The sequence below is a fragment of the Acinetobacter sp. SH024 genome (genome assembly GCF_000163635.1).
GTDB classification, from domain to species: domain Bacteria; phylum Pseudomonadota; class Gammaproteobacteria; order Pseudomonadales; family Moraxellaceae; genus Acinetobacter; species Acinetobacter pittii.
Map to the genome: position 1 here is coordinate 884573 of NZ_GG753600.1, position 15709 is coordinate 900281.

At 40.0% G+C, this 15709-nt stretch carries 14 protein-coding genes; 2 read left to right on the forward strand and 12 right to left on the reverse strand.

From position 1 onward, the window contains the following. Positions 1-42 precede the first annotated feature (42 nt). The gene (locus HMPREF0013_RS10055) at positions 43-789 is read left to right on the forward strand and encodes an IS5-like element ISAba31 family transposase (RefSeq protein WP_002051611.1); all 747 of its coding nucleotides are present in this window, start codon (positions 43-45) and stop codon (positions 787-789) included. 137 nt (positions 790-926) lie between these two features. Here the strand turns inward: HMPREF0013_RS10055 and HMPREF0013_RS10060 are convergent, their stop codons facing one another. Next, positions 927-2090 carry a zinc-dependent alcohol dehydrogenase gene (locus tag HMPREF0013_RS10060; RefSeq protein ID WP_002045824.1) on the reverse strand — a complete coding sequence of 388 codons (1164 nt, stop codon included), beginning with the start codon at positions 2088-2090 and terminating at the stop codon, positions 927-929. Positions 2091-2531: 441 nt separating this feature from the next. Here HMPREF0013_RS10060 and HMPREF0013_RS10065 point away from each other — a divergent pair, with 441 nt between their 5' ends. After that, complete coding sequence (locus HMPREF0013_RS10065; RefSeq protein ID WP_005070343.1) at positions 2532-2948, forward strand: hypothetical protein; 417 nt, start codon at positions 2532-2534, stop codon at positions 2946-2948. 112 nt (positions 2949-3060) lie between these two features. Here HMPREF0013_RS10065 and HMPREF0013_RS10070 read toward each other — a convergent pair whose 3' ends face one another. The 11 genes from HMPREF0013_RS10070 to HMPREF0013_RS10110 all read right to left on the reverse strand — a co-directional run bounded on the left by HMPREF0013_RS10070 (position 3061) and on the right by HMPREF0013_RS10110 (position 15661). After that, complete coding sequence (locus HMPREF0013_RS10070; RefSeq protein ID WP_005802707.1) at positions 3061-3552, reverse strand: hypothetical protein; 492 nt, start codon at positions 3550-3552, stop codon at positions 3061-3063. A gap of 241 nt (positions 3553-3793) precedes the next feature. Then, entirely contained in the window at positions 3794-4339 is a 546-nt protein-coding gene (locus HMPREF0013_RS10075; protein ID WP_002121604.1) for a glycoside hydrolase family 108 protein, read from the reverse strand. Positions 4340-4381: 42 nt separating this feature from the next. Beyond that, positions 4382-4771, reverse strand: coding sequence for a hypothetical protein (locus tag HMPREF0013_RS10080; RefSeq protein ID WP_000433912.1), 390 nt, complete (start codon positions 4769-4771; stop codon positions 4382-4384). 67 nt (positions 4772-4838) lie between these two features. After that, complete coding sequence (locus tag HMPREF0013_RS10085) at positions 4839-8264, reverse strand: host specificity factor TipJ family phage tail protein (protein WP_002121538.1); 3426 nt, start codon at positions 8262-8264, stop codon at positions 4839-4841. After that, complete coding sequence (locus HMPREF0013_RS10090) at positions 8257-8619, reverse strand: hypothetical protein (protein ID WP_000835159.1); 363 nt, start codon at positions 8617-8619, stop codon at positions 8257-8259. The genes HMPREF0013_RS10085 and HMPREF0013_RS10090 overlap by 8 nt, the downstream gene beginning before the upstream one ends. Next, positions 8616-9122 carry a DUF1833 family protein gene (locus tag HMPREF0013_RS10095; RefSeq protein WP_025464104.1) on the reverse strand — a complete coding sequence of 169 codons (507 nt, stop codon included), beginning with the start codon at positions 9120-9122 and terminating at the stop codon, positions 8616-8618. The genes HMPREF0013_RS10090 and HMPREF0013_RS10095 overlap by 4 nt, the downstream gene beginning before the upstream one ends. Next, positions 9122-9520, reverse strand: coding sequence for a hypothetical protein (locus tag HMPREF0013_RS0105200; RefSeq protein WP_000277438.1), 399 nt, complete (start codon positions 9518-9520; stop codon positions 9122-9124). Before HMPREF0013_RS0105200 ends, HMPREF0013_RS10095 begins: the two co-directional genes overlap by 1 nt. Before the next feature lie 64 nt (positions 9521-9584). Further along, a complete protein-coding gene (locus HMPREF0013_RS25095; RefSeq protein ID WP_002121607.1) occupies positions 9585-9746 on the reverse strand; it encodes a hypothetical protein in 162 nt (53 codons plus the stop codon). Positions 9747-10250: 504 nt separating this feature from the next. Next, positions 10251-14585, reverse strand: coding sequence for a tape measure protein (locus HMPREF0013_RS10100; protein WP_002121623.1), 4335 nt, complete (start codon positions 14583-14585; stop codon positions 10251-10253). Positions 14586-14715: 130 nt separating this feature from the next. Further along, positions 14716-14979 carry a hypothetical protein gene (locus tag HMPREF0013_RS10105; protein WP_001275792.1) on the reverse strand — a complete coding sequence of 88 codons (264 nt, stop codon included), beginning with the start codon at positions 14977-14979 and terminating at the stop codon, positions 14716-14718. 1 nt (position 14980) lies between these two features. After that, entirely contained in the window at positions 14981-15661 is a 681-nt protein-coding gene (locus HMPREF0013_RS10110; protein ID WP_000721572.1) for a hypothetical protein, read from the reverse strand. Positions 15662-15709 lie beyond the last annotated feature (48 nt).

The window sequence follows — 15709 nt, forward strand, 5'->3', positions numbered from 1 at the left end:
AGTAGTAAAATCAAATCACCAAACCCAATTTTACTATTCGCTATGCCTCGTACCATGCTGACAGATCAACACTGGCAAAAGTTGAAAGTTATTCTGCGTAATTTATCCATTCACCACAACTCAAATTTACGCAATTTTATTGAAGCTATTCTCTATAGAATTAGAACAGGCTGTTCGTGGCGAGATATTCCTTCTTGTTTTGGTCATTCAAACTCTATTTTCAAACGTTTTAATCGTTGGTCAAGCAGCGGTAAGTTACTTAGATTATTCAAATTAATAGCCTCATGCCCCGATATGGAGTGGATTTTTATTGATGGCTCTCATGTACGTGCTCATCAACATTCTGCCGGCATAGCGAATCAATCTATTTCTAAAAGTGTAGGAGGAAACTCCTCAAAAATACATTTGATTGTTGATGCACATGGCAATCCTATTGATTTCATGATTACCGATGGAACCACACATGATGTTAAAGTTGCGCCTGATTTAATATCAACATTAGATTTAAAAGAGACAAAAGTGGTATGCGCAGATAAAGGCTATGATTCAGAACCACTGCGTGAACAGATCAGGAAAACAGGGACTAAAGCGAATATACCAAAGAAAACGAATAGCCAATCGAACAATGACCATATGGACTGGTATTTATATAAAATCAGGCATTTAGTTGAAAATATGTTTTGTAGATTAAAGCAATTTAGAGGAATAGCTACTCGATATGAAAAGCTCAAAAGAAATTATCAAAGTTCTGTTGCCTTAGCCTGTATATTTTTATGGCTACCTTTATAGGGTTAATTATGAACAGTAAGTATCAACAGACCCTAGTTTTTGATGAAGAAAATTGAAAAATAAAAACAGGTGATTTGATCTGTCTTGATTAAAGAATAAAAAGCGCCTAGAAGGCACTTTTTATTCTTTAAGTAAATTTACGGCGTTAGAATGACTTTACGACAGTCTTCTTCCTTTTTATCAAAAATACGGTAACCTTCCGCAGCATCTTCCAGTTTCATGCGATGGGTAATAATCACATCCGGAGACAGATCTCCATTTTCGATATGTTCGAGTAACTGCGGCAAGTATTTATGCACATGGGTTTGTCCCATTTTAAAAGTTAAACCTTTGTCAAAGGCATCACCAAACAGGAAGCCATGAATTGGACCTGCATAAACCCCAGGTACACTCACCACACCGCCGCGTCGGACTGCTGCAATACATTGTCTTAGTGCTGAACCACTCGAACCTTCTAATTTCAGGTTGGTCATTACTGTTTCCAGAACACTCCCTTTGGCTTCGAAACCAACGGCATCAATAACTGCATCAACACCACGATAACCTGCTGTATTTTGAATAATAAATTCAGCTGCATCGACTTCATCAAAGTTGACCGGAATGACCCCATAGGTTTGATGAGCAAATCGCAAGCGATAAGGGTGATGGTCGACCATGAAGATCTGTTCGGCACCGAGCATCCGTGCACAAGCTGCAGATAACAGACCGACTGGACCAGCACCATAAATTGCCACTGTAGAACCACGGGTGACTTGAGCATTGGTTACTGCCTGCCAGGCTGTTGGCAGAATATCGGTCAGGAATAATACTTTTTCATCAGGCAAGGAGCCGGGAACCTTAAACGGTCCGACATTGCCTTTGGGAATCCGCACATATTCAGCCTGACCACCCGGAACACCACCATACAGGTGGCTAAAGCCAAACAAGGCCGCTCCTGGTGGAATCTGTTTTTTATTGAGAATTGCACCACGACCCGTATTGGTATTTTCACAGGCAGCCATCAGTTCATGTTCACAGAAAAAACAGTGACCGCATGCAATGACAAAGGGAATGATCACCCGGTCACCTTTTTTGACTTCTGTCACTGCAGGGCCGACTTCTTCTACAACTCCCATAAATTCATGGCCGAAAATATCACCGTCTTCAGTGGCGGGGATTTTACCCCGGTATAGATGTAGGTCTGAGCCACAGATGGCAGTGGCTGTCACCCTTAAAATAACGTCATCTGGTTCCTGAATCACTGGATCTGGAACAGATTCAACTCGTACATCCCGAGCACCATGATAGGTAAGAGCACGCATGCGGATTTCCTCTCTAGTTCAACATAAATAGTCTCAAATAAGGCTGCTGATTATTAAAAAGCCTTTTTATTAGAGCCTTATAACCTGACCTAGAGCTGTAAATTAATGTATGAAATAAGGAAGCCGAGTGTTTAAAAGATAAACTTATATAGTACTTGCGTAATTCACTACAAAATATGTCAAAAATCGAGTAAATGATTAGGGTCTGTTGAGAGGTTCCTTATTTTGTACCTTATATTTACGTAACGGATGAAGATTTAGAATAGTTTTATCTTCCTACCAAAATACCAATCACTGGAATACATTAATAAACTAATTAAAAAGAAGATTTTTTAAATTTAACTTATGATGAACTCGTCGAGATTATTAGTAAGGCTCGGATGACTGGGCCTCAGATGATTCCAATCCTAGGAACTGTTGTTTAAAAGGATTAAAAATTAAATGCAATACGAAAAGGTGCACCAGATAACGAGCTCTGCTCTTAAGTTTTTTGAAGACCATCTAAAATCTCCAATGATATGGCAAGTTTTTCCCAGAAACTTTTGTGAGGAAGCAAGTAGCTTACTATTAATAATTCTTCAACAAGAAGGCATAAATGATTTTAAACTCATGAAAGGGACAAATATTGAAAATGAACATCATTTTTGGTTAGAAAATGATGAGTATGTTATTGATCTTACAGCCCATCAATTTGATGAAATCATTTCACCCTTCTTGCTCATAGAGAAAAGTAAATACCCTTTAAGTAAAGTATTTTCACTGGATATAAGTGAAATTATTGATTTTCAAAACTGGGGTGGACTAGATCCATTTAAGCCTAAAATTCAAAGTATTTTTTATGTGGATTATTACAAATAAAGCCCTCCTCAGAGGGCTTTCACACAAATTCCTACATTCACATTACTGTTGATCGTATGTGCTGTACATCCTAACATTAGAATATACAGCTAGCGAAAACTTAACGTTAACTCTATTTACCATTTGGTCCTCTTTTTCCAAAAGCTGGTTTTAGCTCATAAGCTAGATTATCTTCAATCAATTGAAGAATATCTCTACTGACATCATATTCTTTAATATGAATTTGATATTCTCCTTTAAACCAGTTATTTAATCTCAAAGCATAAGTTTTTAAACTACTCACTTTTGTTGTATGTTCTCTTAAACGATTTATTAGATCGTTTATCGAGGAACCTACGTATAAGATTTCTGAAGGACTATTTGGCTTTGCACACCTCATTCGATTTTCACCTTTTAGCCCCTCCTCCTCTCTAAAGGAGATAAAATCATTAAATGTTTTTAAGGGATTACCTCCAATTTCTCGGATAATATATATCGCAGACTTAAAATCCTTAACTTTTTCTATATCAGCTATATTGTCTATAGTTATTTCGCGACTAGGAAAAGCTTTTTTTGCTTCTTCACAATTTGCAATTAATTGGTCTAAGTAATTAAATTTATTCATATAACTTTAAATCTTCAAAAAGACTATTTTATAGAAAATTGTATTTATTTTAAATAAAAGAAGATATTTTTCTTCGATTTAGTATTTTCAATATCGATATTATGAAAGTCCTATTAAAGGGCTTTTACGCAAATTCTAATATTAACCTTACTATTAATTGTATGAGCTGTGCATCCTGAAAATAGAATGCACAGCAGTGTGATTGTGAAAGCTATCTTTGAACGTCTGTATTGAAAGAAAGTCATATAACAACCCGATTGGCAATCCAACCATAGAAAAACTGTTCCTGCTTTGGATTACGCTCACAGATTTCAATGTAGCGTTGTCCTTGCATAATGTTCAGAACTCGAACTAAAACTTTTTCGCCTTCTTTCCCGCGTTTTGACAAGTATGTTTTAAGAGCACCTAGCGTTTCTGAACCATAAACACCGTCTACTTCTAAGTCGGGGAACCCTGCTTTACCTTGGTTATTAAGCAAGTTCAAAGCTCGTTGTAAAAGTGGTTTTGCAAAGCCGGTACCGCAATTCACACCAGTATCTAAAAGTTCTTCAGCTACAGCAGAGGAAATTGCATTAACCTGATCAAAACGTGGAGCAGTCCAATAGTTTTTGCGATAAATTGCTTTGGCCACATCCAGAGGTAAATCTCGCATATTGCCTTTGAATCCATTTGCTCGAGCAACTGCTTCAGTAATTCCATACTTAGTTGCACCGCCCCGATCAGCTGGGTTATTTACATACCCGCCTTCACGCTTAATTAATTCATCAAGATATTTTTCAATATTCATTTCGGTTTCCTTCAGATATAAAAAAACCGCCCGAAGGCGGTATTAACTGTTTTCAATGTCTTTTCTGGCATTCTTAAACTCTTTGATCACTTCAACGATCGTTTTACCTTCCTGTTTATCTATAAAATTAAAAATCCAACGGACTAAAGCCCAACCGGGTAAACCACAAACAAAGAAGAACCCACCTAGAGCAATCATCCCCCATACATCAGTAACCCATTCATGAAGTCCCCACTTCACAATAATGAATGAGCCGCCAGCCAAACTTGATACAACCGTACAGATCAAACCAACTGCCCACTCTTGTGGTGAGCGTGGCATACGAGTCATTAATACAACTGCTGCAACCAAGCCGACTGCTAAAGTCACCATGATTGCAACCCCATATAATTTTAAAAGTGCTGTAAAACCGCTAGTGGAAACTGGTTCCATAAATTTCTCCAGATATTTCAGACAATAAAAAAGCACCCGAATTGGGTGCTCAAAGTTCTTTTAAAGTTTAAAGTGTTTGTAAGATTTTCCCTCCGTTAGTCAATTGAGTTGTTTGCGGTGCCACCCCAACAATTGCAGGTCCACCCGGTCCCGGCTGACCTTCAGTTGTGCCATGGTATTGCCAGTTCCACGTTCCATCATTGGTGGATTTGGTGCCACGTTGGCCCCAATTTCCGCCATCACCTGATAATGGAGATCCATAACGATCATTTTGGGTTCGGTAACCTTTACCGGGTACCGAAGCTTCGGCATCGGTTACTTTGACAACCATAAAGTCACCATTTAAGTACCAACGCCAGTCTTGTGAATCGTTAGTAATAGGTTGTCCGGTCATAACCCGACCAAAAGGTGCTCCAGCTCCACCGGGAATACCCTGAACTCCATACGATAATCCTGTATAAATACCGCTTGGTGTTGCTCCACCACCTGAGCCGCCTCGAGCCAGAGTTCCACCATCAATAATCAGGTTTAGTTTACTGTGCCGGTTTAATAGACCGGGTGCTCCCTGAAAACCATCACGACGGGTTTTGGTAAAGTTGTAATCCGGATCGGTAGACCATGCACCAAATGCCAAATGTGGCAACCCGCCATCTCCACCACGTCCAACAACAGCGCCTTTAATCGTTAGATTCACCACCAGATCAGGTGGGAACTCCCCTGTATCTATCGCTGGTAATTCAGTTGCAGCAGGAACGATATACTCTCGTTTTGCAGGACTATTATTATAGTCAAACTTATAAACCATCCTTGTTTCAGGTCGATAAGAACTTGAGCTTGAAACCAGCGCACCAGCTTCAACTACAAAGCTAATTTCTCCAGTCGTTGGTAAATCACCTCTTTGCATTTGATATAAACGTGCGAGATTAATATCAAGCTGGTCATATCGAATGTAGATCGGTGAATCATCTACCGGCACATCAATGAAATCCTTGTCATTGAGGTAATAACGTTCATCGTAATTAATTGCCGTAATGGTATTTGAGAACTGGTCAGCCGGTTCTCTTTTTGCAACCAGATAAGGCAGTGAGCCTTTGGTATCGTCATTAACCACCGTATAGATAGTATTCACAAAATCATCAGGACTTAGCTTTAATGCACCGTTCGGTAATCGGCCTAAAACTACCTTGTTCTTGGCAGATCCTGCGGTAACAGGAATAAGGTCCACGGTACCATCCCCCATTTGCAGATAGATCACATAGCTCTTGCCTGCAATGAAATCTACATCATGGCTTAGGGTGAGAATTAAACCTTCTTGCTGTACCACTTCCCCGCTTTGATGAATACCATTGCGATAATCTGCTACGGCAATACGGTCACGTAGCACAAGCAACTCAGACTCAGGCGCCGCATCAAAGGTGATGGATTTGCGCTGGAAGCGAAGCTTGTTCCAGATCCGGTACGCATTAAAATGAGCTTGCCACTTGTTTCGCACCCCAACGGATTTCACTTCTTTCGGGTTCTTTGCTCCTTTGTCTGGCAAATAGATATTGATACGGCTATCGTCGGTCGGATCCGTGTATTCATAGATCAGTCCGTCGTAGTCATCCATCACGCCAAAGGTCAGGTCATGCTTGTAACTATCCGGAATGATATTCCTGAAGTTAAACAGCATTACAGAGTTATCAGTTGGACGTTCAAAATAAAGCTTGAGCTTATTATTTTGCCGATATGCAGTACAAAATACGGCATCACAAAGATTGGTAACCAGCTCTTCAAAAGACAGGTTTGTATCATCAATAGTGGTACAGAACTCAGCCGCTAGTGGAGTACCAAAATAATCAACTACATCGTTATAAGTCCGATAGATGTTTTCAAGATCAATCTCATCGATCGAACGGCGGCCAATCTTGTCATCGAGTGCCATAGATACCAAAGCATCAGCAAAGCTAGACGTTGGATATAGCTCTGTCGTCATTGCCCCGTTTTTATAAGTCGGCAACATTCGCTGAAGATCAAAATTGATCTTGCGGGACTTAACAGATAAAGCTCCAGTGGTTGCATAAGTACGCGCACGAAAAACCGTTTCATGCTCATACACTGTGCTTTGCAAAGGATAAGCACCGTAAAGCGCCTGCCACTTTACTTCATCAACAACTGTTGTAACTGCCGGAGTCGGAGTTAAACGGCGTGCACGGACACTACAACGCCCCTGAAACGTGACCATATCAAGTGTTGCGCCAACGGTCTGACGTGACTTTGCCGAACCTTTCAAAATAATCTGCTTCAGCATCGGATTACCAATCGCTGCACCAGATTCATTTACCGGTGTTACTTCAACTTCAATCGTGACGTTAACAGCGGCCTGATTCCCACCTGAAGAAACGGTATAAAGTCCATTGGTGGCCACAAAATTACACAGCACCCGGCTACGTTCAACATTGTCCAGAATGAATGGACCAATCCATTTTTCACCTATTGAACTGATCTTTGGTGACAAAGCTGCAGTTTGTTGGTTATTTAACTCTTTAAGCTTTAACCAGTTAGCATTAACGGCCGCCGGATTTGATAACGTCATTCGATCATCAGCTACCGATAGAACACTGTAAGTGCCGTTTAAATCATAAGTCTGGCCGTTAAACGTGAATGAAGCATTGGTGATTTCTACGCGGTCATTACTTACAAACTTAGTGGTTAAATCCGTATTGTTTGCAGATGCCCGAAGGATCTCGTTTGGATATGCAAAATGAAGATAGTTGGTACCTTCTAAAGATTGTGTATCAGCAGGACGTAAAACTTGGCCATTAACAGAAGTTTGATGCTGAACCGTTAAGGGTGGAGTTGTAATTTCGGTACCAAGCGAGAAATATGGCTCACCCGAGACAATATCGACACCCGGTCGATAGACTTCTACCGATGCACCGGCAATATCGACAATATTGGTTTCACCGTCATAAGCTCCATTGATTTTATAGTGTCCACGACCAATACAGCCCACTACATGCTCAACTTCAACGTTGTTTTCATATACCTTGTAAGGTACTGCGATTAGGTCGGGAGTATTCCACCCAGCTCCATAGTTATCAGCAATACGACCATTCACCCGGATCTTGTTTTCACGGTTAGAAAGTTCATTGTTTGCTGAAGAAGACTGGTTAGTATTTTGAGTCGTTTGTGCTATTGATGGCGTCGGCATTAAAAATGCGATCGCAATACTAATCACAATCGAAACAATAGCCGCGACCCATTTAGGGTTCTCAACTACGATAAAAGTGCCCGGTAAGAAATCAAGCTGCTTTAAGTCATATGCATTCTTCGGTGTGACTTCATTCGCAAATGAAATTTCGGCATGATCCATATTGCTTGTAGTATGAAAGATACGCACATGTTCAGGCATATGTTCATATTTTGAAGTGAGCCATTGCCCAATGGTTTGAGCCTGTTCAATTGTCTTTTCTTCAGACAAAGCATCTTTTTTATAAATAACTTTAATCATAATAACTGACCCGATTAAACCCCATTCCCATCACGACCTCTTCAGGCAAATAAGTGACTCCGCTTTCCATGAGGTGAAGAATCTTTTGCCCACGAAAAAGCCCCACATGCGGGGGCTTATTTCTTTGTCTGGGATGGAAGGCGACTATGCAGCCTTCCTTGGGCATGGGCAGCGGATTTAAAAGTTTTAACCGTGAAGATAAAAAAGTAATTTTGCCCTTAGGCTGCATAAAGAGTTCAAGCGCTTCCGCCCGATCTATACCGTATAGGTCCATTGCAGCTTCATGAACAAAGTGAACACAATTGTAGTGTTCATCGTCATATTGCCTATCGAGCAAATGATCGTGACTTTTCATATAGCCCCCTTCAAGCCACTAAAGCGATCCAGTGCAAAGATATCTCCGGTTTTAGTGGTATTTAATCGCGGCGATTCAGCCTTGAATGTCACAGCCTTATGGTTCATGGCAACACTGGAGAGTTGCAGTCCAAGTAAATAAAATATTGGAGAGTTCAGATTGTCTGAACTGTAAATCCGGTAATTTACGGTTGGCTTTACATCTGGATATTGCCCTTCGATTACCCGTTCAAACTCATCAGGCATCACATCACCTAGACCAGAGATAGAAACGGTTAATGTCTGGTCCAGATCACCAAGCATTCCGGATCTTTGAATAGATGCTGGCAAAAATTCATAATAGACCTGACCGGATCCCTCCTTATGTTGAACATAAACACCTCGGTCATCATTACGGACTATTCGGTATGTATTCATAAAAGAAGGATGAGAAAGCTCAATACACTCCAGTTGATAGACATCAACTTTCCGATTGAAAAAGAATTTGGCATATTCGTTATCCATTAGACCTCCCAATCCTTAATCAAAGCTATATCGGCCGTAAGGTTAGGCTGGTTTTGAACAACTTCGAGCTGTGCATTTACCCGGTAAAGGTTGCCATTCACTTCATTGGTCTTGAACGAGTTCGGAATGAAGTTACACAGGTATTGCTGACGTGCTCCCTGATCAATCACCAGATCCGCATAAAATGAAGCTGGCTTATTCTGATAGATCCGCCAGAAGGCCATCATTTTATTGAAATCGGTTTTACTTAAATTCCAGTTCACATCAACAATGTGGCTATTACGTTTTACATCGATGTAATAGCGACCACGTCCGCCATCCATCTGCTGACGTTTCACATCATCACCTGGTGTTACGCCATAGCCGCTGGTCTGGGGATTTAGCTTTAACTTGTACATAACTTTCCTTCAGGCAATAAAAAACCGACCTTTAATTAGGTCGGTTCTTAATATTCAAATTGATTTATTTTAATAATAGCCATGCAACGCCTCCTAAAGCACTTATCAAAACTGAGATTGCAATAATAAGTAATGCATAACTTTGGATCTTACCTACATAATCAGCACCAGATTCGCTCATTTTTCCATCTACCTTTAAATGTGATTTTGATGTATGATTTGTCATATAGAGATTTCTCCTCTTAACTTTGATCGGTTGAGTTGAATTGAAAACCTCAGTGCGCCAACACTGGGGTTTTTGCTTTTTGGAACTTTATAAATTTCCAACCTGTTTATCCTCATGCGGTTTTTCCGCATACAGACATAAAAAAACCACCCGAAGGTGGTCATTTCATAATATTGGCTGTCAATGGGTTTTAGAAGTAGATGTAGGTTTAAGGTGTCAACAGCTCTTGCCCTTCTATAAGGGTAGCGTTAAATTATCCTCCTTATACCCACCTCTTTAAAAATTAGCTATTACCTTCCATTAACTTTCCACTCCACTCTATAAGTACAATGTTAAATTTATCTCTCCTTATACCTGTTACTTTAAAAGGTATCTGTTACGCTCCATTAACATTTCTCTCTTCTATAAGTGCAACTTTAATTTTTCCTCCTTATACCGTTATCTTTAAAATGTTTTAGTTACATTCCATTAACATCTCTTCCTTCTATAAGGGGGAATCTAAAACTATCGATTCCGTCTTGCTGTCGTATTCTCAGTCAAAGACCGACTAATAGTTGAGTTTGGATTACCAATTTGGTCACTTACAAGTTTCGGTACCTTTCTTGGAAGCTGCTTATCCAGTTCATCTGTAACAATGATCCGGACTGTTTGCTCGTCCAGTTGTTCGGCTTCAACTGTCGCCCCACTCACCTGATTAATCACTTCAATTTTGAAATTGATTGTCGGTGTAGAAGGTTCAATTGAAGGCATCATCTCAGCTTGAGGGCGTGAAATACGTCCTAAAGTAAAATCCTGAACATCATCCAGATTTGAACGATTCTGAACTAAACCATTAGATGAGAAGTAGACCTTGCCATCATGGAATAAGTCAGAATTTGCCGAAGACGCCAACTTAGGTGTGTCTCTATTAACTTTATAGATAATCTGAGTATCTTGAACCGATTGATTAAAGATGTCAGCTTGCTTTTGGCTTTCTATATAGGCATTAGAGCTCATCATTGCACGGCGCATGACACTATCAGCTGAGGCATTGTTATTGAGAAAAGCTTCAGGGTTTGCACTCTTACGCATTTTCTCAACTAAACCAACTCCCCCCCAGCGTTTAATATCTTCTTGGGACCAGACCACCTCTCCTTTATGGACAATACCAGCAGGCTGATATTTCCCACCTCGACCTGTATAACCACCTTCCGCAAAACCTTGATCTTTGATTGCCCGGATGTTTGCAATGATGCTTGCACCCTGTGCAACAGCTCCAGCAATTAATGGAATGTTAAGAGGAAAACCAGCTTTTGAAGCTGCTGCAATATTTTGCTGAATCGCAATACCCGCAGCTGCAATCGCATAAGCTTTATCTGCAGCGAACATGATTTTGTAAGCTTTAGATTGCTCTCCAAACATTGAACCAAACATAGATGTAAGAGAACCCATCATTTGGCCACCAAATGCAATTTGAGTGTTCAAGCGGTCTTGCTGATACTTATCTTCAATATCCTGAGCATTCTTTGCATATTCGGTGGCAATCTGATTACGTTGATCTTGAGCAGCTTGAATGATAGCTGTTTTTTGATTTTCGTAATCCTGCTGCTTAATTAGCCCTGCTTCGAATTGAGCGTTCAAACCATCTAAAGAGTTTTGCTCATTCAGGTCGGTAGCAGCAAATTGACTATCTGCTAAATCATTTGCAGCATTTAAACGGCTAAAACGTTCCTGATCCTGTCTGAAAAACTCGCCAGCACCATTCATATCGGCTTGGATACCACCCCAGTTTTGAACAGCGTTATTCACTTTATCGCGTGTCTCTTTATCCTGATTGGCTTTAGATAATGCGATTAGCTTTTGCCGCTCTTCTATAGAAAGCTTGGTATTCTTAAGAATTTCCTCCCGTTCGAGTCTGTAACGTTCCTGCATGGCTTGCGTTTCCGAAAGCAATGATAAACGTGCCTGAAATAAACGCTGTTCCTGAGCTAATTGCATTAACCCAAGTTCTTGCTTTAATTGTTGAGCTAATAGATCAACAGCCTCTTTACGCTGATCGTTCGTTAAATCTAGGTCATGCTCGGCCTCAAACTGACGCTTGGCATAGCTATCTTTTAATATTTGCTCTTCCGTCTTTGTGTAGTCTCGGAATGAATCAAGCTTAGTCTTTGTAGCTTGCTCAGCAATAGCAATATCATTATCTGCACGTGCTTGAAGTTCTGCTTTAATTTCGGCCTTGCGTTCTGGGCTAAAGTTAGCTTTATCAACATCCTCAAGTTTTTTGGCCAGATCATTCCTAATCTTTGTTACTTGATTAGCAACCTCATTCTCTAACTGAAGGCGAAGTTTTGCCTGCTCCTCAGCCATTTTAGTTGTATCTTGAATAAGCTTATCAAAGTCTTTTGATGAAATATCGCCAGCAGAATAGCCATTAATACCAGCCATATAACTTTGATAGTCTTTCCAGTATTGATTATTATTTTTACCAATACCTTTACCCTTCATTACATTGCCTTCACCTGCATGGTATGCACGTACAGCCTTTTCTAAATCACCTTTAAAAAGCTTCAAAAGATAAGACATGTACTTAGCCGCACCTTCAGCAGACTGTGCTAAATCAGTGCGGTCTTTTACGCCATATTGCTTGGCAGTACCTTCGAGAAACTGAAATCCACCAGTCGCCCCGGTTTCTTTGTTATAGGCTTTTGCATTACCTTTCGATTCGATCATATGAATCGCGGATAATGTTCCTGATGGAAGTTTGTATTTAGACTCTAGATCTGCAAAGCCGAATTTTGAAGCATTCGCTAGGACTTTCGCATTTACACTTAGTACTTTTTGCTGATTTTTAAGCTCCTTGTTTTGCTCACGTATAGAATCAGTTCTAGCATCCGTGATGGCTTTGATTGATTCTTCTGCTTTCCAAGTATCCGTTAATGCTTTCATAGCCTCTCGGTCTGCTGCCTTAAGACCCTTAGCTAATGAATCTTTATAAAGCTTCAGTAAATCATTAGCCTGAGACTCAGAAAAACCTTTTTTCATTACTATCTCGACAAATTGCGTATCCCACAATTTATCTGCATACAATTTCTGTAAGGACTTTTGAGCCTCATCTGCAGCCTGTTTTGTATTCTTGATAGCATCAGCATGCTTCTGTTGCTCAATTGCTGCATTTTGGGCTTTATTACCCGTTAAGGTAACTTCAATACCAAACAATTTAATGGCTGTTTTGGTCTTATCAGCCTTTTCATAAGCTTCATTATATTTGTCGATTTGCTCCTTTAATGCATCTCTTAGGCTTGGGGGTAACTTCTGCTTTGCAAGTTGCTCCATAGCCTCCTTGTAGCTAATCGTGCCCAATCGAGCTTCATTAGAAATCCTTGTAAGTTCAACATTACCTTTACCGTAGTTTTGAATATCAATTAAAGCTGAACCAACAGCCATTTCTGTTTTTTTCAACTCCTCATTTTGAGCTTTAAAAGCCGTTGTTAAGTCATTAATAGCTTTGGTTTTTGCCTCACCTTTTAAGCCTTTTAATTCTTCAGCAGTACGGTTAGCCACTTCGGCTTGTTCAGCGAGAGTTCTATTCGCTTCTTCTGCCTTACCTTTAAAATAAGTGTAAGTTGCAGCCAGAGCGGATACACCTAAGGTAATTGCTCCAATTGGACCCCCGATAAGTCCTAATGCTCGGCTACCAATACTACCAACTAAAGAAGAAGCTGCTGAGAGGCGTGTTTGCGCAGCAGTTTGTGCATTTGTAGCAGCAGTTACTGCTGCCTGTGCTTGTGCGTATCGAGTTGCTGCCGCAGTTGCTCCAAATTTAGCTTGGGTTTCTGCATTTGTTGCTCGCACATTCGCGAGATGAGCTTTTGCTGCATTCAAAGCAGCGGTAGCTTCTGCATATTCTGCTTGAGCATTTAATACAGATGCTTGGCGGCTCGCTAAAGTTGAAGCCATTCCCTCTTTAATAGCAGCGCTCTTAATCAAAATTGCACGAGTTATATAACCAATACCAACGACCAAAGCCCCATCAGCAATTAAATCTAAATTACTTGCAAGAGTTTGAACTGATCCAGCTAATACCTGTGCCGCACCACTTCCCTTACCTGCTTCGCCAACAAATTTTGTGATCTCGTTGTTTAGGAGTGTGAGAGACTGCCCGATTGTGATATCTGTTTTAGCAAAAAGAGCATCAACATCAGATTCTACATTTCTAAGCGCTTTTACAATTTCTTGTGAAGTAATTTTTCCTTCAGCCGCAACTGAACGCAACTCTCCTACGGTGATCCCCATACCTTTAGCAATAGCCTTTGCTAGAGCTGGTGTTTGTTCCATAACTGAGTTGAGTTCTTCACCACGTAATGTACCGCTTGCCAAAGCCTGCCCGAATTGAACTAAAGCTGCATCAGCTGCTTCTGCACTTGCACCACTGATCGCAACTGCTTTTGATACTGTTTCAGTTAGTCGAGCAGTGTCATCCATAGTTAAATTCAGTGTTTTAGCATTATCACTAAAACGTTGATATACCTGTAACACAGAATCCCAAGCTGAATAGGTTTTTTGAGCAATTCGGAAAGTGTCTTCCGTAGCCTTGTTTAACTCAGCTTGATTGTTAGTGACTAACTTAAGGCGATTTTGTAATCCAGTATATGTATCCATCTTTGAAATGGCTGAACCTACTGTTAATAAACCAGCCATGTGTCCAGCTAAAGCTCTGGTGGCTACAGACAAGCTGTCCATAGACTTAGATGCAAATTCACCTTTACGTTCAATGCTAACAAGTTCATTGCCTAGATTACGCGCATTACGTTCAGCATTTTGCGAATCAATAACAATGACCAAACGGGATTCTTGTGCCATTTTACTTTCCTCTAGGCAATAAAAAACCCACTCAATGAGTGGGTAGTTCTTTTTAAGTTAAATATAATTACCAAGCAGGGTAGTTAAACCAATTTTAAAAAGCACCCTAGGGTGCTTTTTATACAAGATATTATTTATTCTCATGGTAACGAAGAATACTAGCTACTTTTTGAAATAAGTAGCCTGCAAGGAATCCATTAAATATAATTCCGATTCCTGTTGCTATCATAACTCCAGACCAAACCGTTTCTTTACCATAGTAAGAAGCTACTTCAATTCGACCAAATGCAAGAATAAATAAAAAACCTGCGATAAAGCCGAGAGCTATTAACACCCACCCGATAGCATTACAAACTTCACTTTCTCTCATTGGTTTATATTGTGGTGCACTCATCTTAATCTACCTTGTTAAAGTTCTTCAAAACTTTGTAAGTAATATCTTGATTAGTGGCATCAATTACTTCCAATAAAGCACCTTTATAACCTATTTGCTTAGATTGGCTTAAATCATATTCAACATCATTATTGAATGCAGGACGTGCTTGATTACTTGAGAATTCACGGTACCCGACATTAATTTTATTTCCAAATTTTCCACTATAAATTAATGTTTGTTGGAAGGAATTATCTGATGCAATTGCTACTGTCTTCATAGTAGCTTGATGTTTATCAGTACAGTTTTTTGCATTAAATACTGTTACTACACAGAGCTTACCTTCAGTATCTAACATAACTACTTTAAATGGGTCAGCTAAAGGGTTTTTCTGAACCATCCCCCCACCACTGACAGTGTTGAATGGCTGAAAATATTGCCCTTTTTCATTTTTGCCTGTTTTTAAGTAAATGCCTGAAGTAAGTGAATAAGCAAAACTAATTTTAATATTTTCAGGGACGTTTAGAACTTCACGATCAACCACCATTCCCTGTTCAAGCATTTGATCCCCTACAAATGCTTTATTAACTGATCCAATTGGCGGTTTGCTTATATTTTTAGGTATAGCTTGATAATTATAGGCTGGAGTAGCGCACCCCACCAACCCAAGACCAATTAAACCCGCAGCCAATATTTTTTTCATGAATTTCACCGTTTGTTATAAAGTGTACTAACTTTAACAAACTGGTTA